The 18,093-nt window shown below is 67.6% G+C and carries 19 protein-coding genes; 9 read left to right on the top strand and 10 right to left on the bottom strand.

The genetic code is table 11. The annotated features are described in order from the left end of the window. Window positions 1-2 precede the first annotated feature (2 nt). From JHL17_RS13805 to JHL17_RS13785, 5 genes are all read right to left on the bottom strand, one after another. A complete protein-coding gene (locus tag JHL17_RS13805; protein ID WP_200194019.1) occupies window positions 3-956 on the bottom strand; it encodes an ABC transporter ATP-binding protein in 954 nt (317 codons plus the stop codon). 42 nt (window positions 957-998) lie between these two features. Then, on the bottom strand, window positions 999-1,976 hold the full coding sequence (locus JHL17_RS13800; protein ID WP_200194017.1) for an ABC transporter ATP-binding protein: 978 nt from the start codon (window positions 1,974-1,976) through the stop codon (window positions 999-1,001). A gap of 5 nt (window positions 1,977-1,981) precedes the next feature. After that, window positions 1,982-2,905 (bottom strand): ABC transporter permease, encoded by a 924-nt coding sequence (locus JHL17_RS13795; RefSeq protein WP_200194015.1) that lies wholly within the window; start codon window positions 2,903-2,905, stop codon window positions 1,982-1,984. Further along, on the bottom strand, window positions 2,902-3,819 hold the full coding sequence (locus JHL17_RS13790; protein ID WP_200194013.1) for an ABC transporter permease: 918 nt from the start codon (window positions 3,817-3,819) through the stop codon (window positions 2,902-2,904). Before JHL17_RS13790 ends, JHL17_RS13795 begins: the two co-directional genes overlap by 4 nt. 73 nt (window positions 3,820-3,892) lie before the next feature. Then, complete coding sequence (locus tag JHL17_RS13785; RefSeq protein ID WP_247893528.1) at window positions 3,893-5,437, bottom strand: ABC transporter substrate-binding protein; 1,545 nt, start codon at window positions 5,435-5,437, stop codon at window positions 3,893-3,895. Between the two features lie 175 nt (window positions 5,438-5,612). Here JHL17_RS13785 and JHL17_RS13780 point away from each other — a divergent pair, with 175 nt between their 5' ends. Further along, complete coding sequence (locus tag JHL17_RS13780; RefSeq protein ID WP_200194011.1) at window positions 5,613-6,557, top strand: LysR family transcriptional regulator; 945 nt, start codon at window positions 5,613-5,615, stop codon at window positions 6,555-6,557. Between the two features lie 29 nt (window positions 6,558-6,586). Here the strand turns inward: JHL17_RS13780 and JHL17_RS13775 are convergent, their stop codons facing one another. Together JHL17_RS13775 and JHL17_RS13770 are read right to left on the bottom strand one after the other, a co-directional pair. Continuing rightward, window positions 6,587-7,231: an alanyl-tRNA editing protein gene (locus JHL17_RS13775; protein WP_200194009.1), complete on the bottom strand. Its 645-nt coding sequence runs from the start codon at window positions 7,229-7,231 to the stop codon at window positions 6,587-6,589. Window positions 7,232-7,396: 165 nt separating this feature from the next. Continuing rightward, on the bottom strand, window positions 7,397-7,774 hold the full coding sequence (locus tag JHL17_RS13770) for a c-type cytochrome (RefSeq protein ID WP_200194329.1): 378 nt from the start codon (window positions 7,772-7,774) through the stop codon (window positions 7,397-7,399). Between the two features lie 328 nt (window positions 7,775-8,102). On the opposite strand from JHL17_RS13770, the gene JHL17_RS13765 reads away from it, so the two are divergent. Next, a complete protein-coding gene (locus JHL17_RS13765; protein WP_200194007.1) occupies window positions 8,103-8,969 on the top strand; it encodes a LysR family transcriptional regulator in 867 nt (288 codons plus the stop codon). A gap of 186 nt (window positions 8,970-9,155) precedes the next feature. Continuing rightward, window positions 9,156-9,377, top strand: a complete 222-nt coding sequence (locus JHL17_RS13760; RefSeq protein WP_200194005.1) for a hypothetical protein — start codon at window positions 9,156-9,158, stop codon at window positions 9,375-9,377. A gap of 22 nt (window positions 9,378-9,399) precedes the next feature. On the opposite strand, the gene JHL17_RS13755 is transcribed toward JHL17_RS13760, so the two are convergent. From JHL17_RS13755 to JHL17_RS13745, 3 genes are read right to left on the bottom strand one after another with little or no spacing between them, the layout of a single operon-like run. Then, window positions 9,400-9,714, bottom strand: a complete 315-nt coding sequence (locus tag JHL17_RS13755; protein ID WP_200194003.1) for a DUF3325 domain-containing protein — start codon at window positions 9,712-9,714, stop codon at window positions 9,400-9,402. After that, entirely contained in the window at window positions 9,707-11,278 is a 1,572-nt protein-coding gene (locus JHL17_RS13750) for a PepSY-associated TM helix domain-containing protein (protein WP_200194001.1), read from the bottom strand. Before JHL17_RS13750 ends, JHL17_RS13755 begins: the two co-directional genes overlap by 8 nt. Continuing rightward, entirely contained in the window at window positions 11,275-11,604 is a 330-nt protein-coding gene (locus tag JHL17_RS13745) for a hypothetical protein (protein WP_200193999.1), read from the bottom strand. The genes JHL17_RS13750 and JHL17_RS13745 overlap by 4 nt, the downstream gene beginning before the upstream one ends. 196 nt (window positions 11,605-11,800) lie before the next feature. On the opposite strand from JHL17_RS13745, the gene JHL17_RS13740 reads away from it, so the two are divergent. From JHL17_RS13740 to JHL17_RS13715, 6 genes are all read left to right on the top strand, one after another. Continuing rightward, complete coding sequence (locus JHL17_RS13740; RefSeq protein WP_200193997.1) at window positions 11,801-12,754, top strand: LysR family transcriptional regulator; 954 nt, start codon at window positions 11,801-11,803, stop codon at window positions 12,752-12,754. Window positions 12,755-12,915: 161 nt separating this feature from the next. Then, window positions 12,916-13,941 carry a TRAP transporter substrate-binding protein DctP gene (gene dctP, locus JHL17_RS13735; protein ID WP_200193995.1) on the top strand — a complete coding sequence of 342 codons (1,026 nt, stop codon included), beginning with the start codon at window positions 12,916-12,918 and terminating at the stop codon, window positions 13,939-13,941. A gap of 13 nt (window positions 13,942-13,954) precedes the next feature. Next, complete coding sequence (locus JHL17_RS13730; protein WP_200193993.1) at window positions 13,955-14,530, top strand: TRAP transporter small permease; 576 nt, start codon at window positions 13,955-13,957, stop codon at window positions 14,528-14,530. Then, window positions 14,530-15,813 (top strand): TRAP transporter large permease, encoded by a 1,284-nt coding sequence (locus JHL17_RS13725; RefSeq protein WP_200193991.1) that lies wholly within the window; start codon window positions 14,530-14,532, stop codon window positions 15,811-15,813. Before JHL17_RS13730 ends, JHL17_RS13725 begins: the two co-directional genes overlap by 1 nt. Window positions 15,814-15,899: 86 nt before the next feature. Beyond that, a complete protein-coding gene (locus JHL17_RS13720) occupies window positions 15,900-16,832 on the top strand; it encodes a hydroxymethylglutaryl-CoA lyase (RefSeq protein WP_200193989.1) in 933 nt (310 codons plus the stop codon). After that, window positions 16,825-18,072, top strand: coding sequence for a CaiB/BaiF CoA transferase family protein (locus tag JHL17_RS13715; RefSeq protein ID WP_200193987.1), 1,248 nt, complete (start codon window positions 16,825-16,827; stop codon window positions 18,070-18,072). Before JHL17_RS13720 ends, JHL17_RS13715 begins: the two co-directional genes overlap by 8 nt. The last annotated feature ends 21 nt before the right edge of the window (window positions 18,073-18,093 follow it).

The raw sequence follows: 18,093 nt of genomic DNA, 5'->3' as shown, positions 1-18,093 counted from the left end.
CGTTAAGCGGCGTGATGGCAGGCGGCGGCGCCGTCGGCGATCGGCACGGGACCCGGCGCCTCGACGCGGCACCGTTCGGTGGCGCGTGGACAGCGCGGGTGGAAGGCGCAGCCGGGCGGCGGGGCGATGGGGTTGGGGAAGGAGCCTCCGATCACCGCCTCGGGCATGCCCAGCGTCGGATCTGGGGTCAGCACGCAGTCGAGCAGCGCGCGGGAATAGGGATGGCCGGCGCCGGTGAACAGCGCCTCGCGCCCGCGTTCCTCGACGATGCGGCCGAGATACATCACCGCCACCCGGTCGGCGAGATGCTCGACCACCGCGAGGTTGTGGCTGATGAAGAAGTAGGTCAGCTTGAACTCGCGCTTCAAATCCATCAGCAGGTTCAGGATCTGCGCCTGCACCGAGACGTCGAGCGCCGAGGTCGGCTCGTCGCAGATCAGCACGTCGGGCTGCATGACCAGCGCGCGGGCGATGGCGACGCGCTGGCGCTGGCCGCCCGACATCTGGCCGGGATAGGCGTCGATCATCCGGCGCGGCAGCCCGACGGCGTCCAGCATCTCCGCCACCTTCTGCTGCCGGCTGGCCGAGGTGCCGATGCCGTGGGCGACCAGCGGCAGGGCGATCAGGTCGGCCACCGACTTGCGCGGGTTCAGCGAGGAATAGGGATCCTGGAACACCGGCTGGATGCGCCGCGCCACTTCCCGCCGGTCGGTCCGGGCGATCGGCACGCCGTCGATGCGGATTTCGCCGGAGGTCGGCTTGGTCAGGCCCAGCAGCAACTTCGCCAGCGTCGACTTGCCGGAGCCGCTTTCGCCGACCAGCGCATGCACCTCGCCACGGGCGACGCTCAGCGACACCCCGCCGACGGCGGTCAGCATCGCCTTGGGTTTGAACATCCCCTGCGGCACCGGGTAGATCTTGGTGACGTTTTCGAGTTCGAGCACCGGAACGGTCATCTCGGTCTCCGGTCAATGAAGACGTTTAATCGGGGAAGGCGATCAGGCGGGAACGGCGACGGGGTCGAGCACGCAGGCCATGCGGTGGCCGGGGCCGAGGTCCCGGTCCGGAATAGCGGCGGCACAGGCGTCGGTGGCGCGGTCGCAGCGGTTGCGGAAGGCGCAGCCGGCCAGCGGACCGATCAGGTTCGGCACCTGCCCCGGAATGGTGCCCAGCGGCTCGCCCGGCTTGGTGCGGCCGGGGACCGGGATGGCGCGCAGCAGCCCCTGGGTGTAGGGATGGCTGGGGGCACCGAACACCGCCTCGACCGGGCCGGTCTCGACCAGCCGGCCGGCATACATCACCGCCACCTTGGTGGCGACGCGGGCGACGACGCCGAGATCATGGGTGACCAGGATCAGCCCCATGCCGAACTCGCGCTGGATATCGCGCAGCAGCAGCAGGATCTGCGCCTGGATCGTCACGTCCAGCGCGGTGGTCGGCTCGTCGGCGATGATCAGGTCGGGTTCGCACATCAGACCCATGGCGATCATCACGCGCTGGCGCAGGCCGCCCGACAGCTGGTGGGGATACTGGCCGAGGCGGGAGGCGGCGGCGGTGATGCCGACCCGCTCCAGCAGATGGACCGCCCGATCGCGCGCGGCGGCCCGGCCGACCGGGCGGTGGCGGCGCAGCGCCTCGGCCAGCTGGTCGCCGACGGTGTAGGCGGGGTTCAGCGAGGTCATCGGCTCCTGGAAGATCATCGCCATGCGGTCGCCGCGCAGGTTCTCCATCTCGCGGCGGCCGGCGGCCATCAGGTCGATGCCGTCGAAGCGCAGGGAACGCGCCTTGCGCACCGCCCGTGACGGCAGCAGATCCATCAGTGCCAGCGAGGTCAGCGACTTGCCAGACCCGCTCTCGCCGACGATGGCCAGCGTCTCGCCGCGCTCCAGGGTGAAGGACACCCCGTTGACGGCGTGCAGCAGACCGGCCTCGGTGGGGATCTCGATGGTGAGGGTGTCGACGTCGAGCAGGGGCATGGCCGTCAGCTCCGGTTGTCGGGGGCGGTGACGTCGCGCAGGCCGTCGCCCAGAAGGTTGATGCCGAGGACCAGCGCCACCAGCGCCACGCCGGGGATGGTGATGACCCAGGGGCTGAAGAACATGTACTGCTTGCCCTCCGAGATCATCAGGCCCCAGGACGGCAGCGGCGGCTGCACGCCGAGCCCGAGGAAGGACAGCGCCGCCTCCAGCAGGATGGCGTGGGCCATCTCCAGCGTGGCGACCACGATCAGCGGGTTGAGGATGTTCGGCAGCACTTCCGAGAAGACGATCAGCCGCGTCGAGCAGCCGATGGCGCGGGCCGCGGCGACGAAATCGGCGTGGGCGATCTGCTGCGTCGTCGACCGCGCCACCACGGCGAAGCGGTCCCACAGCAGCAGGCCGAGCACGACGATGACCGTGTTCAGCGAGGTGCCGACCAGGGCGGCCACCGCCAGCGCCACCAACACCACCGGCAGCGCCAGCCGGACGTTGATGACGTAGCCGATGACCATGTCGACCCGGCCGCCGAAGAAGCCGGCGGCGACGCCCAGCGCCGTGCCGATCACGCCCGACAGCAGCACCGTCGCCGCCCCGATCATCAGCGAGATGCGGCCGCCATAGAGCAGCCGGGCGAAATAGTCGCGCCCCAGCTTGTCGGTGCCGAGCCAGTGCTCCCAGCTTCCCTTGTCGTGCCAGACCGGCGGGATCAGCCGTCGGGAGATGTCCTGCGCATAGGGGTCGTGGGCGGTGAACAGCGGCGCGCCGATCGACAGGACGAGGATGACGGCGAGGAGGACCGCGCCGGCCATGAAGCCGGGGTGGCGCGCTGCCCGCTTGGTGAAACGGGCCAGCGGTGACCGGCGGACCGGAACCGGGTCGAAGCCGGCGGCGGCAGGAGCCGCACCTGAAGCGCTCGTGGTGCTCATGCGACGCGGATCCTTGGGTCCAGCCAGGCGTTGAGGAGGTCGGCAAGGAAGGTCAGCAGGATGTAGATCGTGGCGAGCAGCATCACGATGGCCTGGACCACCGGGAAATCCTTGCGCGCGATGGCTTCCCAGGCGAGCTGGCCCAGCCCCTGAAGCGAGAAGACCGCCTCGACCACGATGGAGCCGCCGAGCATGAAGCCGAACTGCACCGCCGCCAGCGCCACCACCGGCACCACCGCGTTGCGCAGCGCATGCTTGAAGATCACCGTGTGCGGGCGCAGGCCCTTGGCGCGTGCGGTCCGGATATAGTCGGACGCCATCACGTCCAGCATGCCGTTGCGGGTCAGACGCATCACCGCCGGGATGGCGTACCAGCCGAGCGCCACCGACGGCAGCACGTAATGGCTCCAGGTCGCATTGCCCGAGACCGGCAGCCAGCGCAGGTTCACCGCGAAGATGATGATCAGCGTCAGGCCGAGCCAGAAGGTCGGCACCGCCTGTCCCAGCGCGCAGAAGGCCAGGGCGGCGCGGTCGAACCAGCTGCCGCGCTTCACCGCGGCCAGCGCCCCCAGCGGAATGGCGACGAGAAGGGCGAGGCCGAGCGAAATGGCGCCGAGCTTCAGGGTGATCGGGATACGGTCGCCGAGCAGCGACGCCACCGATTCTCGGAAATAGAAGGACCGGCCGAAGTCGAACCGGGCGGCTCCGGCCAGCCACTGGCCGTACTGGACGACGAGCGGCTGGTCGAGACCATATTCGACGCGCACCCGCGCCACCTGCTCGGGCGACGCCTCGGGGCCGGCGAGGTCGGTGGCAAGATCGCCGGACAGGTGCAGAAGCAGAAAGGCGATGACCGATACGGTCAGCACCACCGACAGCGCAACGGCGAGCCGGCGAAGCAGGAATGCGAGCATGGCGGCCTCCTGATGAGGAGCGTGCAGGGAAGCGCTGCGGGCCGGTCGATGACTGCGCCGGCCCGCCGCGGGCTCACTTCCAATGAGCGGTGTAGAAGCGCGGGAGTTCGTCGGCCTGGGCGGTGAAGGACAGGTCGGAACTGAAGGCGTAGTTGCTGGGATAGGAGAACAGCGGCAGCAGGTAGCCCTTCTCCGCGATCATCGACAGCGCCTGCTTGTAGAGATCCTTGCGCACCGCGCTGTCGGTGGTGGTATCCGCCTTGTCCAGGAGAGCCCTGACCTTGGGATCCCGGCTCATGTCGTCCTCGTTCTCCTTGAACCACACCCCCGTGAAGGCGGAGGCGTCGTTGACCGAGAAGGAGCCCCAGGTCTGGTATTGGAACGGCACCTTGCCGGCGCGGGCCGCCTCGCGCATCGCGGCGTATTTCAGGAACCGCAGGTTGGCGCGGATGCCGACCGCACGCAGGTAGCCGATGACCGCTTCGGCATAGTCGCGCTCGCGATAGGCGTAGAGATCGGTGTCGAACCCGTTCGGATAGCCGGCCTCGGCCAGCAGCTTCCTCGCTTTGTCCGGATTGTACTCGTAGCGCGGCACGCCGTCGTCGGTGCAGCCGATCTGGTCGATGAAGCAGGCGGAGTTCATCACCCGCGCGCCCTCGCCGACCAGATTCTTGACCATCGCCGGACGGTCGACGGCATAGGCGATGGCCTGGCGCACCTTTTCGTTCTTCATCGGCGTGTCGGCGGCGGTGCGGCCGGCGGCGTCGAACTGCAGGAAGCCGACGCGCATCGTCTCAGCCGACAGCACGGTGACGTTCGGCACCGCTTTCAGCTGGTCCGCCTGATCCTTCGGCACGCGCCAGATCCAGTCGACCCCGCCGGTCATCAGCTCGGCCATGCGGGTCTCGCCGTCCGGGATGACGCGGAATTCGATCTTGCCGATGGACGGATCACCGAGCGGGCTGCCTTTCCAGTAGCCCTTGTACTTCTCCATCTTCACGCCCTTGCCGTTCTCCACCGCCGTGATGCGGTAGGGACCGGTGCCGACGGGCGCCTTGGAAAAGCCGTCAAGCCCGACCTTCTTGAAATAGGCGGCGGGATAGATCGGCGTCGGGCCGGACAGATACTCCAGCGCCGCCGGGAACGGCCCCTTCAGACGGACGCGCACCGTGTGGTCGTCGATCTTGTCGGCGCCGGCCATCCACTCGACGTTCTGCTTGGTCACCACCTTCGCTTCCGGCGTCAGTACGTAGTTGAAGGTGAAGACGACATCGTCGGCGGTGAAGGGCGAGCCGTCCTGAAAGGTCACGCCCTGGCGCAAACTAAGTTCCAGCGTGACCGGATCGACCCATTTCCAGGCAGTGGCGAGTTCCGGCTCATACTGGCTGGTCTTGGGATTCCGGTGGATCAGCGTTTCCCACACGAGATGGGCGATGATGACGCCTTCGCGCAGATTGTTATGATAGGGGCTGATGTTCTCCGGCTCGCTGTCGGACGCATAGACCAGCGTGTCGTTCGCTTTGTTGGCGAGTGCCGCGGTGGAAAAGGAGACCGCAGGCAGCGCCAAAGCCGCGACCGCGGCGAACACCATCGACTTACCGTACGCAAAGGGCGCCATGTCCGAACTCCGTCCAAGAGGGTCCATCTGCACGAAAGTTAGCCATGACACGGTATTGTGCAGTTTGGCATGCCGCAATTATAATAGTCGCAAGCTATCGTTGCCTAAATGGCAACGACATGATTACGCTCACTGATTATCCGCTAGCCTATCAAATTTTGGCAGGGGGAATGCCATGAACGCCACGGCGCTTCGCTACTTCCTGGAGGTCGTCCGCACCGGATCGATCGCCGACGCTTCCGCCCGCCTGCATGTCGCCTCCTCCGCCATCAGCCGGCAGATCGCCCACCTTGAAGCCGATCTCGGCGTCGATCTGTTCGAACGCCGGCCGCGCGGCATGGTGCCGAGCTATGCCGGTGACCTGCTCGCACGCCATGCCCAGCGCGTGTTCCTCGAAGAGGAAGCCATCGTGACCGAGTTGAAGGGGTTGCGCGGGCTGGCGAGCGGACGGGTCCGGGTCGCCGCGACCGAAGGGTTCGGCATGAGCCTGGTCCCGGCGGCGATCCACAGCTTCCGCGACCGCCATCCCGGCATCCGCATCGAACTGCACGTCGATGCGCCGGCCGCCGTGACCCGCATGGTGCGCGAGGGCGAAGTCGACATCGGCGCGACCTTCTCCTTTGCTCCGGAACCGGGAGTAACGGCCCTGGGAGAGGGACGTGCACCGGTCCTGGCGGTGATGGCGAAGGACCACCCTCTGGCGGACAGGCCGGTTCTGTCTCTGGCCCAGCTGGCACGCGAGCCGATGGCCCTGCCGCAGAAAAACACGACGGTGCGGCAGTTGTTCGACATCGCCTGCGGGCAGGCGGGCGTGGTGATCGAGCCGGTGCTGGTTTCCAACTACATCGCCGGTCTGTGGGCCTTCGCCGCGGAGGGCGGCGGCATCACCATCGCCAGCCCCTTCACCGTCCATTCCAGTTCGGTCGGCCATCCGGTGGCGTCGGTCCCCATCGACTCCCCCACGCTCGACCAGCGCTACTACCAGATCCAGACGATGCTCGACCGCCATCTGCCCGAGGCGGTGTTCGCCTTCGCAACGCATCTGACCGGCATCATCCAGCGGCTGGAGCACGGCCCCGAACGACCGGGTGACGCCAGTGGCCAGGAGGTCCTTTTTTAGGGTCGCGTCCGGAAACGGCTTGCCCGCGGTTAAGCGTCCACCAGCGCGATCTCGATCCGCTCCTTGCCCTTGCCGGTGTTGCGGCGCTTCAGCGTCAGCGCGCCGATCTCTCCCGCCCTGCGCAGATGCGTGCCGCCGCAAGGGACCCGGGCCAATCCGGGAATCTCCCAAAAACGGCGCTCAGCGGCCTCGTCGCTGAATCCGCTGAGGATGACGGTGTCGGCCACGACGATAGTCATCGCCCGCTCGGCGAGTTCGGGCAGCAGCGGGGTCAACGGCTCGTCCCAGGCGAAGTCGATGCGCGCCTTGTCGGCGGCGATGTGGGCTCCGACCTTGCGGATGCCCGGCAGGCGGTGCATGACCAGTTCGAGGACGATCTCCGCCGCGAAGTGCAGGCGCATCAGCCGGTAGCGGCGCTGCCAGTCGATCGCCACGGCAACGGCGTCGCCGGGTACAAGCCCATGGCCGGGGGCAAGCCTGTAGCGGATCTCTCGACCGTCCTTGCGCGCCTCCAGCACGTCGAAGCGGCCGATCGTACCGGCATCGCTCTCCTGCCCGCCGGAGAGCGCATAGAAAATGGTGGCCTCCAGCGCCACCTCGTCGCCATCCACCGCGGCGATGCGGGTATCCAGGCGGGTGCGGTAGGGATCGTCCCAAAACAGCTTCCGGGTCATGGGGGTGCCTCGCGAAAATCCACGCAGAACCACCTCTACCAGAAGAAGTTCCCCTCCACTCTCAAGAAGGCGCACCCGTTCGACGGGAATTTTGACCGAACCGCCGCAGCCCCATACCGGCAGGGCTGCGGCAGCGAACGGAACGCTGCTTCGGCGCCTGCGCCGTTACTTCGACTCGCTCTTCAGGTAGGCGATGAGGTCGGCGCGCTTGGCATCGTCCTTGACGCCGGCAAAGGCCATCTTGTTGCCGGGCAGCGCCGCCTTCGGGTCCTTCAGATAGGCATCGAGCTTCGCCTCGTCCCATTCATAGCCCGCGTCCTTCACCGCCGCCGAATAGCTGAAGCCGTCATGGGAGCCCGCCTTGCGGCCGACGACGCCATGCAGGTTGGGACCGACGCGGTTGGGGCCGCCGGCCTCGATGGTGTGGCAAGCCTTGCAGACGTTGAACACCGTCTTTCCGGCTGCGGCATCGCCGTCCGCCGCCTGTGCGGCGACGGTGCCACCGGAAATCAGAATGACGGATGCCAACAGAACATGACGCATGACGGACACAGCGGAACTCCCATTTCTCAACGTTGCCTCCGGACATCCGGAGAGGTCGGCCGGCTTCCCTCCGACCGGCACGGTGAAGGCTACTGACGGCCGAATGAGCCAGAAAGCGAATTTAACCGATGGTTGTCATCGGTCTTTCCGATACCATTACGGTGCAGCAGGGCTATCAACAACGGTGGTTGCCACCGAAGGATGCGACGAATCGTCTCACAGCGCCTTGTCGCGATCAAGCCGCCGATGCCTTAGGTCTGATCCTGGAAGACTGGGAGCGACCGGTGGGCGGATGCCGGCATGCGAGCGAGGTGTCATGGATACGGAAATGGCCCGGACGTTTCTGGAGGTCACGGCGGCGGGCAGCTTCATGGCGGCGGCCGAGCGGCTCCATGTGACGCAGTCGACGGTCAGCACACGAATCCAGCAGTTGGAACAGCAGCTTGGCTGTCGCCTTTTCGTGCGCAACAAGACCGGCGCCACCCTGACCGGAGCCGGGCTGCGCTTCCAGCGCCATGCCGTGGCGATCCTGCGCCTGTGGGAACAGGCGCGCCAGGAAGCCACCTTGCCCGCCGGCCACAAGGCGCTCCTGCGCATCGGCAGCGAGGCGGGATTGTGGAACCGGCTGCTGTACCGCTGGATCCCCTGGATGCGGCGCAATGCCAACGAGATCGCCTTGCGCTGCGACGTCGGCCTGCCGAGCGGCCTGCTTCAGGGCCTTCAGGACGGCACGCTGGATGTCGCCGTCCTCTATTCGCCGCGCGCGCTGCCGGGCCTGTCCATCCGCCTGCTTCTCGAGGAGGAGCTCGTCCTGTTCCGGATGCCAGCGGTCGAGGATTACCTGGAGGAGCCCTATGTCCATATCGACTGGGGCGACGAGTTCCGGCGCAACCTGCGTCTCCATCGCCCCGACGTGCAATCGGCTCCCGTTTCGATCGGCGTCGGTACTCTGGGCCTCGACTACGTCAAGCAATGCGGTGGAACGGGGCATTTTCCCCGGCAACTCGTCCAACCCCTGATCGATGCCGGCAAGGGCGAGATTCTGCCGGAGATCCGCCCCCTCAGCCTTCCCATCTACGCCGCCTATCCGACGGACGCCGACGCCGCTGTCATCGACCCGGCCCTCACCGGACTAAAGGCCATCCTCGGCGCCCCTTTGGCGGCCGGTGCGGACATGGGCGCAAGCCTGGACTGATCACCCGCAACGACGGAACCGCCCGGAGTTCAGTTGAGAAAATTCGATGTAAACCATCGGTTTATTCCGCTTTTTCCGATGGATCGCACTGCCTAGGATCGGCATCGCAAGGGCAAGGACCCGGTCGTATACGACCGCAAGTCCCGTCGCCCCGCTCATGCCGACCAAAAACAGGGGTCCGATCCGATGTCGACGCATCTGGCGCAACCGTTGCCGCTTGAAGAAGAAAATACCGGGGTGGAGGGGTGGTCCCGCCGGCTCGAATCGCCCTACATCGTGTTTCCGTCCCTCATCCTCCTGCTGATCATGCCGCTGGGCATCGTGTTCCACCCGGCTTGGCTCGCCACCCTTGCCGAAGTGGGCGTGGTCGTGATGTTCATCGCCATCTTCCGCATGATGCGGATGTGAAGGGGGGATCCAGGACCGGGGTTCAGCCGCGGGCGGCGCCGGTCTTCCCGTTGCGGGTCCTCCAGGTGACGGTCGCCGCGACGGCGAGTGCTCCTGCGCTCAGCGCCAGCACCCACAGCAGGATGCCGAAGGCCGTACCGCCCTGCCTGACGGCGACGGACAGGGCGGCGGCCATGCACAGTAGCGCCGCCAGCCGCAGGCGGAACACCGTTCGGCGCGGCGGCGCGCGCCTGGGATCGATCAGGTCGCGCCAATGCCGCTCCACCGTCAGGGCAAGTGCCGCGAAGGCGAGATAACAGAGCCCGAACAGTCCGGGCAGCGACAGGGCATCAGCCATGGTCGGTCACCTTCATCAGGGTTGAAAGGTCGGGGGTTTGCCGGCAGGCCAGACGCCGGGATACGTGCCACGCGGCAAGGGCCGTCAACGCCAGCGCGACATCGACGCCCAGCACCGGCCAGTCGGCCAGGGCCACGGCGCGGAGGGGATGCTCCCCCGTCGTGATCCAGTTCAGCACCGCGCAGCTTCCCGCCAGCAGGGCGACGGCGGCGCAGTGCGCGCTCCAGGGCGGATCGCTCCGGGTGCGGACGGCGGCCTGGATCGCACTGCCGATCCAGGCCAGGAAGAAGACGCCGACCTCGGCCAGTTCCCGCGACGGAACGCCGGCCGGCAGCAGCCGGTTGGCTGCCAGCATCGACAGGGTGGCGATCAGCAGGCCGGTGGTGCTGCCGCAGGCGAGGGCGGCGACGCTGCCCCAGCCGATCCCCGGCTTCCGGCCATGGGCGACCCGCCGCTTCTCCATCCAGTACAGCATGCCGGTGCCGATCAGCACGCAGCCGGCCAGCCCGGACAGGAAATACAGCCAGCGCAGCGGCCAGTGCTCGAAGGCGGCGAAATGCAGCCCCGACAGGACGTGGTGCGTCGCCACCATCGGTCCCGGCCGCCGGTAATTCAGCAGGGCGCCGCTGGTGCCGTCGAAGAAGACCGGCTGGATGTCCAGGCTGATGCGGTCGCCGGTGTCGCGGTTGATGCGGACGACCGACGCGGCGTCGCCGGCGTTGTAGACGAACACCACCGCCGGCTCTCCCCCGCCCCACAGCCGACGGGCCTCCGCCACCATCGGATCGAGCGGAGCCAGCGGTGCGGAGATGCCGCTGCGCGGCCGGCTGTAATTGCCGAGCGCGTCGTCGTAGAAGCGCTGCACGTCGCCGTCATAGAGCGCATGGACGCCGGCCGGCAGCACGATGGGCAGGATGATGACGATGCCGGTGAAGGTGATCATCAGATGGAAGGGCAGGATCAGCACGCCGGCCAGATTGTGCAGGTCGAGCAGCGAGCGGCGGATTTGTCCCCAGCTGCGGAAGGTGAAGAAGTCCTTGAAGATCCGCGCATGGATGATGACGCCGGATATCAGCCCGGCCAGCATCGCCACCGACACGAAGCACACGATCCAGTAGCCGACGAAGCCCGCTTTCAGAAGCAGGCTGTAGTGCAGCGGATAGAAGAACGACCCGGCGCCCAGCGTTCCCACCGGCGCCAGCAGCCTGCCGTCGGCCGTCGCCATGCCAGCGGCATTGCCGCTGTCCGTCCGCACCCGGAAGGCCATCACCGGCCGCCGCTCGTTCGGGAGTTGCACGTACCAGTCGCGCACCGCCCGCCCGGCGGCAATCGCCTCGACCAGCGGCACCGCCGCACGGTCGAGCGAGACCGGTCCCGTTTCCACCGCGCCGATCCTGGTCGCCGGCATCATCCAGCGATCGATTTCCGATGCGAAGACGGCCAGCGATCCCATGAAGAAGATCAGCATCAGCAGCCCGCCGAGCGCCACCCCGGTCCAGGTATGTGGCCACAGCATGGCGGCGCGCAACGCCGAGGTTATCAGCTTGCGCCTCTCCTTCGTCATGGCGCCGCAACCCCGGCCAATCGTGCCGCCACGGTCAGCAGCACCCCGCCACCCCCCAGCACCGCCCAGCCGACCACCACCCGCGGCACCGCGAAGGCCCACAGCGCCACCACCGGCAGGACCAGCAGCGCCAGCAGGCTGGAGGTGGTGACCGCCTCCGCCGGGGCCATGCCGGCCAGCGCTCCCAGCTCCGCCCCGAAGCTGGCAAGGCCCCAGGCGAAGCCGTAGGCGCCAAACACCGCGGCCGTCACCCGTGCGGCGGTGTGGCAACGCGACGGCACGGTTCTCCCGTTCACCGGTTGCCTGGGCTGCCCGCCGGTCGTCATCGTGATGGCTCCCCCTTCATCATAGGACCGGCGTCCCCTTGCGGATCGGCAGGCACCCCTCCTGAGTAATGATAATCATTATCATTTGCAAGTTTATGTGCGGTCCGCTTCCGGCCGTGCCGCAGCGGGATCGGAACGCAGGACCGGCGGCAATATTCTGCTTTGTCCGGCAAGGGAGGCTGTGGGACAAAACCGCATGCCACCGAAGCTGGATTTCCGTCGCCTCCGCTATTTCGTCGCCGTCTGCGAACTGGGCAGCCTTTCCAGGGCCAGCGAGTTCCTGAACGTGGCGCAATCGGCGCTCAGCCAGCATGTCGCGACGCTGGAGGAGGATTTGGGCGTCCAGCTTCTGGTCCGTCAGCCGCGCGGTGTCAGCCGGACAGAGGCGGGCGACCGGCTTTATGCCCATGCGAGAGGCGTGCTGCACGCGCTTGAACAGGCCGAACTGGACGTGCTGTCGCTGTCGCGGGCCGTGGTGGGTCCGGTGATGGTCGGCTTCAACTACACCGCGATGGAGGCCATCGGCCTGACCTTCATCCGGCGCGTCGCGGCCACCCTGACCGAGGTCAAGCTGCGCGTGATCGAGGCGCACAGCGAGATCATGCATCAATGGATGCTGTCCGGTCAGGCCGACATCGCCCTCACCCTGGTGCCGCCCAACGACGACCGGCTGGAGGCCATCCCGTTGCTGGACGAGGAACTGGTCTGCCTCGGCACCCGGGCGATGATCGGCGACGGCGGCCCCATCGATCTGGCCGAGGTGCTGCGTCTGCCGCTGATCATGCCCGGGCGCATCGGCGTGCTGCAGGCGTTGGCCAGCGACGCCGAAGTGCGCAACGCCATCGCCGCCAAGGTCTATCTGGAGATTGAATCGGCCATTCCACTGAAGCGGGCGGTCAGCGCCGGGCTGGGTGTGACGGTCCAGTCGGCCGCCTTGGCCGGCAACGAGATCGACCGCGGCGAACTGGTCGCGCGGCCGGTGGTGAACCCGTCGATGGGCCGCACCCTGTATCTGGTGTCCTCGCGGATGAAGATGGCATCGCGTGCCGTGGTGGAGGCGCGCCGGCTGATGATCGATGTGGTGCGCGAAGCGCATGCAGCGGGCCGTTGGCCCGGGCGGTTGCGCGAGACCTATCTGGAAACCAGATAGCTCGCTTCGGTTCTTTATATTTTACGACCCTGCTCCCCCCATGCTGTTCTGCTTGCCGGACAAACAATCCGAAAGCCCGCAGTCGAACGGGCCGCGGGTCCGGACGCCGTGCTCGCACGGGCTGGACCGCCGCGACGAACCACCATCGGGAGGTGCAGGACATGACGCCCACCAAGACGTCCAGCCACGCAAGATCGACGCTGTCGCTGCTCGCCGTCGCCTCGGCCACGGCATGGATGACGCTGCCGACGGATGCGGAGGCCGCGACGCGGATGCGCTGCAGCCATCAGCTGCCGCCGGCCCATCACATCTCCAAGGTCATCGACCGTTGGGCGGCGGAGGTGAAGACGCTGTCGGACGGCGATCTCGACGTCCAGGTGTTCGGCTCCGACAGCCTGATCAAGGCCAACGACAACATCCTGGCCGTCGCCAAGGGCGACATCGAATGCGCCTTCTCGCTGAACTTCCAGTGGGGCAAGACCCTGCCGCTGATGAACGTCACGGTCGGCCCCTACACCATGTCGTCGATCGAGGCGTGGAAGAAGTGGCCGACCTCCGAAGCGGCCACCTTCCTTGAGGAACGCCTGCTGAAGAAGGGCGTGAAGAACGTCGTCTGGATGTTCCAGACCAACACCAGCGTCTTTACCTCGAAGGGCAAGCCGCTGCTGAAGCCGGTGGATTTCCAGGGCCTGAAGATGCGCGGCATCGGTCCGGCCTTCGACCGCGGGCTGAAGGCGATGGGCGCCACCCCGGTCGCGATCCCCGGCAGCGAGGTCTACCAGGCGCTGGCGACCGGCGTCATCGACACCGCCATCACCGACGTCGCCGCCGCCTGGTCGCGCAAATACTACGAGGTGCAGGACCACATGACGGTGGTGCCGGTGCTGGCGGCCTACCTGCACGGCTACGTCAATCCCGGCTGGTACGACAAGCTGACCGACAAGGACAAGGCGGCCTTGAAGAAGGCCGGCGAAGATGCCGCCGCCTGGGCGCTGGAAGCCTCGCAGGAAGCGGCCGCAAACGCCCCGGCGGAACTTGAGTCGAAGGGCGTCAAGGTCCATGTCGCGACGCCGGAGGAGAACGCCGCCTTCAAGGCCGCCATGGCTCCCGCCTTCGCCGAGGGGTTTGCCGACGAGACCGGCGCCGACGGGCGCAAGCTGCTGGAACTCGTCCAGAAGCTCCAATAAGGGGAGGCCGGCCATGAGCAGCATGTCCACCCCCGAGGCGGTCGCCCGCGCAAGCGGCAAGGCATCCTCCCACGGCGCCCTGCGCCTGCTGACCGGCACCGCATCGGTCCTGTCGCGCATCGGCGGCGCACTGAGCATCCTGCTGATCGTCGTCGTCCTCGCCCTGACCACGGCCGGGGTGGTCGCCCGCTATGTCGTGGGCCATCCGCTGGAGGGCGTGGACGAGGCCTGCGGCTTCATGGTCGTCGCCATGGTGATGGCCGGCGCCGCCGAAGCGTTGCGCACCGGGCACCATATTCGCATCGACCTGATCATGGGCCTGGTCGGACCGCGGGGCCGGCGCTGGCTGGATGCCTGGGCGAACCTGGCGGTGGTGGTCTTCGCCGTGCTGCTGGTCCGCACCGGCTGGCACACCGCCGCCTTCTCCTACGATTTCGACGCCTACTCCTCCGGCCAGTTGGAACTGCCCCTGTGGATTCCGCAGGCCACGCTTCCCGTCGGCGCCGCCCTGCTGGGGATCGTCGCCTTCGCCAAGCTGGTCGGGACCCTTGCCAGCAACGAGCCGGACGAGCGGACGGGAGGCCATTGATGACGTTCCTGATCCTTGGCGCGCTGCTGCTCCTGCTGTTCAGCGGCATGCCGATCTTCGCGGCGCTCTCCCTCACCTCGCTCGGCGTCCTGGCCCTGTTCGAAGGCAGCGTCGACAGCATGGCCGACGCGGTGTTCGCCAGCCTGAACAACCCGTTGCTCGCCACCATTCCGATGTTCGCCTTCATGGCGCACATCATGATCAAGGCCAAGGTGGTCGACGACCTCTACGAGATGTCGAACACGCTGGTGGGGCATATCAAGGGCGGGCTCAGCTTCGCCACCATCCTGTCCTGCACCATCTTCTCGACCATCTCCGGCTCCTCGGTGGCCACGGCGCTGACCATCGGCTCGATCTCCATCCCGCAGATGAAGCGCTACGGCTACCGCCAGCGCGACACCTACGGGCTGATCGCCGCCGGCGGCACGCTGGGCATCCTGATCCCGCCGTCGGGACCGATGATCCTCTATGCCATCGTCACCGACGCCTCGATCGGCGCCCTGTTCCTGGCCGGCATCATCCCCGGGCTGCTGATGGCGGTGATCTTCGCCGGCTACAGCTGGCTGCAGGCCAGGGGGCAGGAAAGCGTGCAGTCGCAGCCCTGGCCCGGTTTCCGCACCGTCGCTTCCGCCTTCCGCAAATCGATCTGGGCGGTGATGATGCCGCCGCTGATCCTGGGCGGCATCTATCTCGGCGTCTTCACCGCCGGCGAGGCCGCGGCGGTCGGCGCAGTCTATGCGCTGGCGGTGGCGCTGCTGGTCTACCGCAACGTCACCGTCGCCGACCTGCTGGATTGCGGCGTGCAGACGATGCGGACCAGCGCCATGCTGTTCATGATCATCGCCGCCGCCGGCATGTTCGGTCATGCCATCACCATCATCCGCCTGCCGGCGCAGATCATGGAAACGGTAACGACGCTCGGGCTGTCGCAGAGCGGCTTCATCCTGGCGGTGATGGCGGCGATCTTCATCCTGGGCATGTTCCTGGAGACCATCGCCATCATCCTGATCACCACGCCGATCATCCTGCCGGTGATGACCGCGCTCGGCATCAACCCGATCTGGTACGGCGTGATGCTGATGATCAACCTGGAACTGGCGCTGATCACCCCGCCGGTCGGCATGAACCTGTTCGTCATCAAGGGCATCACGACCTCCTCCCTGGCGGAGGTCACGCGCGGCGCCCTGCCCTATGTGCTGCTGATGATGGCCGGTTTGTTCATCATCTGGCTGTTCCCGTCGCTGTCGCTCTGGCTGCCGCAAGCCGCAGGCTTCGGCATCTGACCGCCCCTTAGGCGGTTCCGACTTCCCTCATCCCGTTTCCACCGGATGCGCCCCGTTCCGGCGCATCCGAACGGAGGACCCTTGCCATGACGAAAGCCCCCGTGACCATCGTCGAGGTCGGCCTGCGCGACGGTCTCCAGATCCTCGACCGCGTCATGCCGACCGCCGACAAGCTGCGCTGGCTGGAGGCCGAACACCGCGCCGGAATCCGCCGCTTCGAAGCCGCCTCCTTCGTTCCGCCCAAGCTGCTGCCGCAGATGGCGGACGCGGCCGCGGTGGTGGCCGGTGCCCGTGCGCTGCCGGACGTCATCGTCCACACGCTGGCCCCCAACCTGAAAGGCGCCATGGCGGCGCTCGCCGCCGGTTCCGACGTCATCGTCCTGCCGCTGTCGGCCAGCGAGGCGCACAGCCGCGCCAACATCCGCAAGACCCGCGAGGAGTCGGTGGAGGAACTGGCCCGCGTCTGCCGCGGCCGCGACGAGGGCGGTTACAAGACCCGCATCGACGCCGGCATCTCCACCGCCTTCGGCTGCACCATCCAGGGCGAGGTGCCGGAGGACGAGGTGGTCCGCCTCGCAGAGGCCTGCCTGGAGGCCGGGGCCGACCGCGTGGCGCTGGCCGATACCGTCGGCTATGCCGACCCGGCGCAGGTCCGCCGCCTCTACAAGCGGGTGCGGGACATCGCCGGCGACCGGCTGCGGAGCGCCCATTTCCACGACACCCGCGGCCTCGGCCTCGCCAACTGCCTCGCCGTGCTGGACATCGGCATCCGCGAGTTCGACGCCTCGCTCGGCGGGCTCGGCGGCTGCCCGCACGCCCCAGGCGCCAGCGGCAACGTCGCCACCGAGGATCTCGCCTTCATGCTGGAGTCGATGGGCTTCGACACCGGCATCGACCTGGACGCCCTGATCGGGGCGCAGCGCCTGCTCGCCACCCTTCTTCCGGGCCAGACGCTGCACGGCAAGATCGCCGCCGCCGGCCTGCCCAAGCATTTCCACCGGAGCCCCGTCCATGCCTGACAGCAATACCGCCCCGCCGCCGGCCGATCTTCCGCTTTCCGGCATCCGCGTCGTCGAATTCTCCCACATGGTGATGGGGCCGACCTGCGGCATGATCCTGGGCGACCTCGGCGCCGACGTCGTCAAGGTGGAGCCGGTGACCGGCGACAAGACCCGCGCCCTGCCGGGGGCCGCCGCCGGCTTCTTCCGCACCTTCAACCGCAACAAGCAGTCGCTGGCCGTCGACCTGAACAGCCCCGACGGGCTGGCCGCAATCCACAAGCTGGTCGACACCGCCGACGTGGTGCTGGAGAATTTCCGGCCCGGCCTGATGGCGCGCTACGGCCTCGACTACGCCAGTCTCCAAGCGCGCAATCCGCGCATCATCACCCTGTCGCTGAAGGGCTTCCTGCCCGGCCCCTATGAGAAGCGCACGGCGCTGGACGAGGTGGTGCAGATGATGGCCGGGCTCGCCTACATGACCGGCCCGACCGGCCGGCCGCTGCGCGCCGGCAGCTCGGTCAACGACATCATGGGCGGCATGTTCGGGGTGATCGGCATCCTGGCGGCGCTGCGCACCCGCGACGCCACCGGCCGCGGCCAGGACATCCAGTCCGGGCTGTTCGAGACCTGCGTCCTGCTGTCGGCCCAGCACATGCAGCAGTTCGCCGTGACCGGCGAGGCCCCGCCCCCCTTCCCCGAGCGCATCGCCGCCTTCAGCATCTACGACACCTTCGAGGTGAAGGACGGCGAGCAGATCTTCCTCGGCGTGGTCAGCGACGTGCAGTGGCGGACCTTCTGCACCGCCTTCGGCTTCGACGACCTGGCCGCCGACCCCAGGCTGGACGGCAACACCAAGCGCTGCCACGCCCGCGACTGGATGCTGCCGGAAATCCGCCGCCGCCTCGCCACCTATGGCAAAGCCGAGATATCCTGTCTGTTCGAACGCAACGGCCTGCCCTATGCCCCGATCAACCGGCCGGAGGAGCTGTTCGACGATCCCCACCTGAACCAGAGCGGCGGCCTCGCCCCCATCGTCACCGAAACCGGCGGGGAAACCCGCGTCCCGCTGCTGCCGCTGACGCTCGACGGCCGCCGGCTTGGTCCGCGCATGGCCCTGCCGCCGGTGGGCGCGCAGAGCGCGACGCTGCTGGCGGAACTGGGCTACACTCGGGCCGACATCGACCGGCTGCTCGCCGCCGGCGTGGTCGCCGATCCGGCCTCGACGAAAGAAGGGGAAGCGGAACGGCTCGCCTCCTGACCGGCGCAAAGACCGGGCAGG

Origin of the sequence: Azospirillum endophyticum (genome assembly GCF_016595245.1) — a bacterium.
GTDB lineage: Bacteria > Pseudomonadota > Alphaproteobacteria > Azospirillales > Azospirillaceae > Azospirillum > Azospirillum endophyticum.
Note: the sequence above shows the minus strand (reverse complement) of the source record. Positions and strands in the feature narration are given on the sequence as shown.

What these genes read in the sequence shown, in the direction of transcription:
- JHL17_RS13805 (WP_200194019.1), bottom strand. Translation starts at nt 956, where the DNA reads ATGACCGTTCCGGTGCTCGAACTCGAAAACGTCACCAAGATCTACCCG.
- JHL17_RS13800 (WP_200194017.1), bottom strand. Translation starts at nt 1,976, where the DNA reads ATGCCCCTGCTCGACGTCGACACCCTCACCATCGAGATCCCCACCGAG.
- JHL17_RS13795 (WP_200194015.1), bottom strand. Translation starts at nt 2,905, where the DNA reads ATGAGCACCACGAGCGCTTCAGGTGCGGCTCCTGCCGCCGCCGGCTTC.
- JHL17_RS13790 (WP_200194013.1), bottom strand. Translation starts at nt 3,819, where the DNA reads ATGCTCGCATTCCTGCTTCGCCGGCTCGCCGTTGCGCTGTCGGTGGTG.
- JHL17_RS13785 (WP_247893528.1), bottom strand. Translation starts at nt 5,437, where the DNA reads ATGGCGCCCTTTGCGTACGGTAAGTCGATGGTGTTCGCCGCGGTCGCG.
- JHL17_RS13780 (WP_200194011.1), top strand. Translation starts at nt 5,613, where the DNA reads ATGAACGCCACGGCGCTTCGCTACTTCCTGGAGGTCGTCCGCACCGGA.
- JHL17_RS13775 (WP_200194009.1), bottom strand. Translation starts at nt 7,231, where the DNA reads ATGACCCGGAAGCTGTTTTGGGACGATCCCTACCGCACCCGCCTGGAT.
- JHL17_RS13770 (WP_200194329.1), bottom strand. Translation starts at nt 7,774, where the DNA reads ATGCGTCATGTTCTGTTGGCATCCGTCATTCTGATTTCCGGTGGCACC.
- JHL17_RS13765 (WP_200194007.1), top strand. Translation starts at nt 8,103, where the DNA reads ATGGCCCGGACGTTTCTGGAGGTCACGGCGGCGGGCAGCTTCATGGCG.
- JHL17_RS13760 (WP_200194005.1), top strand. Translation starts at nt 9,156, where the DNA reads ATGTCGACGCATCTGGCGCAACCGTTGCCGCTTGAAGAAGAAAATACC.
- JHL17_RS13755 (WP_200194003.1), bottom strand. Translation starts at nt 9,714, where the DNA reads ATGGCTGATGCCCTGTCGCTGCCCGGACTGTTCGGGCTCTGTTATCTC.
- JHL17_RS13750 (WP_200194001.1), bottom strand. Translation starts at nt 11,278, where the DNA reads ATGACGAAGGAGAGGCGCAAGCTGATAACCTCGGCGTTGCGCGCCGCC.
- JHL17_RS13745 (WP_200193999.1), bottom strand. Translation starts at nt 11,604, where the DNA reads ATGACGACCGGCGGGCAGCCCAGGCAACCGGTGAACGGGAGAACCGTG.
- JHL17_RS13740 (WP_200193997.1), top strand. Translation starts at nt 11,801, where the DNA reads ATGCCACCGAAGCTGGATTTCCGTCGCCTCCGCTATTTCGTCGCCGTC.
- dctP (WP_200193995.1), top strand. Translation starts at nt 12,916, where the DNA reads ATGACGCCCACCAAGACGTCCAGCCACGCAAGATCGACGCTGTCGCTG.
- JHL17_RS13730 (WP_200193993.1), top strand. Translation starts at nt 13,955, where the DNA reads ATGAGCAGCATGTCCACCCCCGAGGCGGTCGCCCGCGCAAGCGGCAAG.
- JHL17_RS13725 (WP_200193991.1), top strand. Translation starts at nt 14,530, where the DNA reads ATGACGTTCCTGATCCTTGGCGCGCTGCTGCTCCTGCTGTTCAGCGGC.
- JHL17_RS13720 (WP_200193989.1), top strand. Translation starts at nt 15,900, where the DNA reads ATGACGAAAGCCCCCGTGACCATCGTCGAGGTCGGCCTGCGCGACGGT.
- JHL17_RS13715 (WP_200193987.1), top strand. Translation starts at nt 16,825, where the DNA reads ATGCCTGACAGCAATACCGCCCCGCCGCCGGCCGATCTTCCGCTTTCC.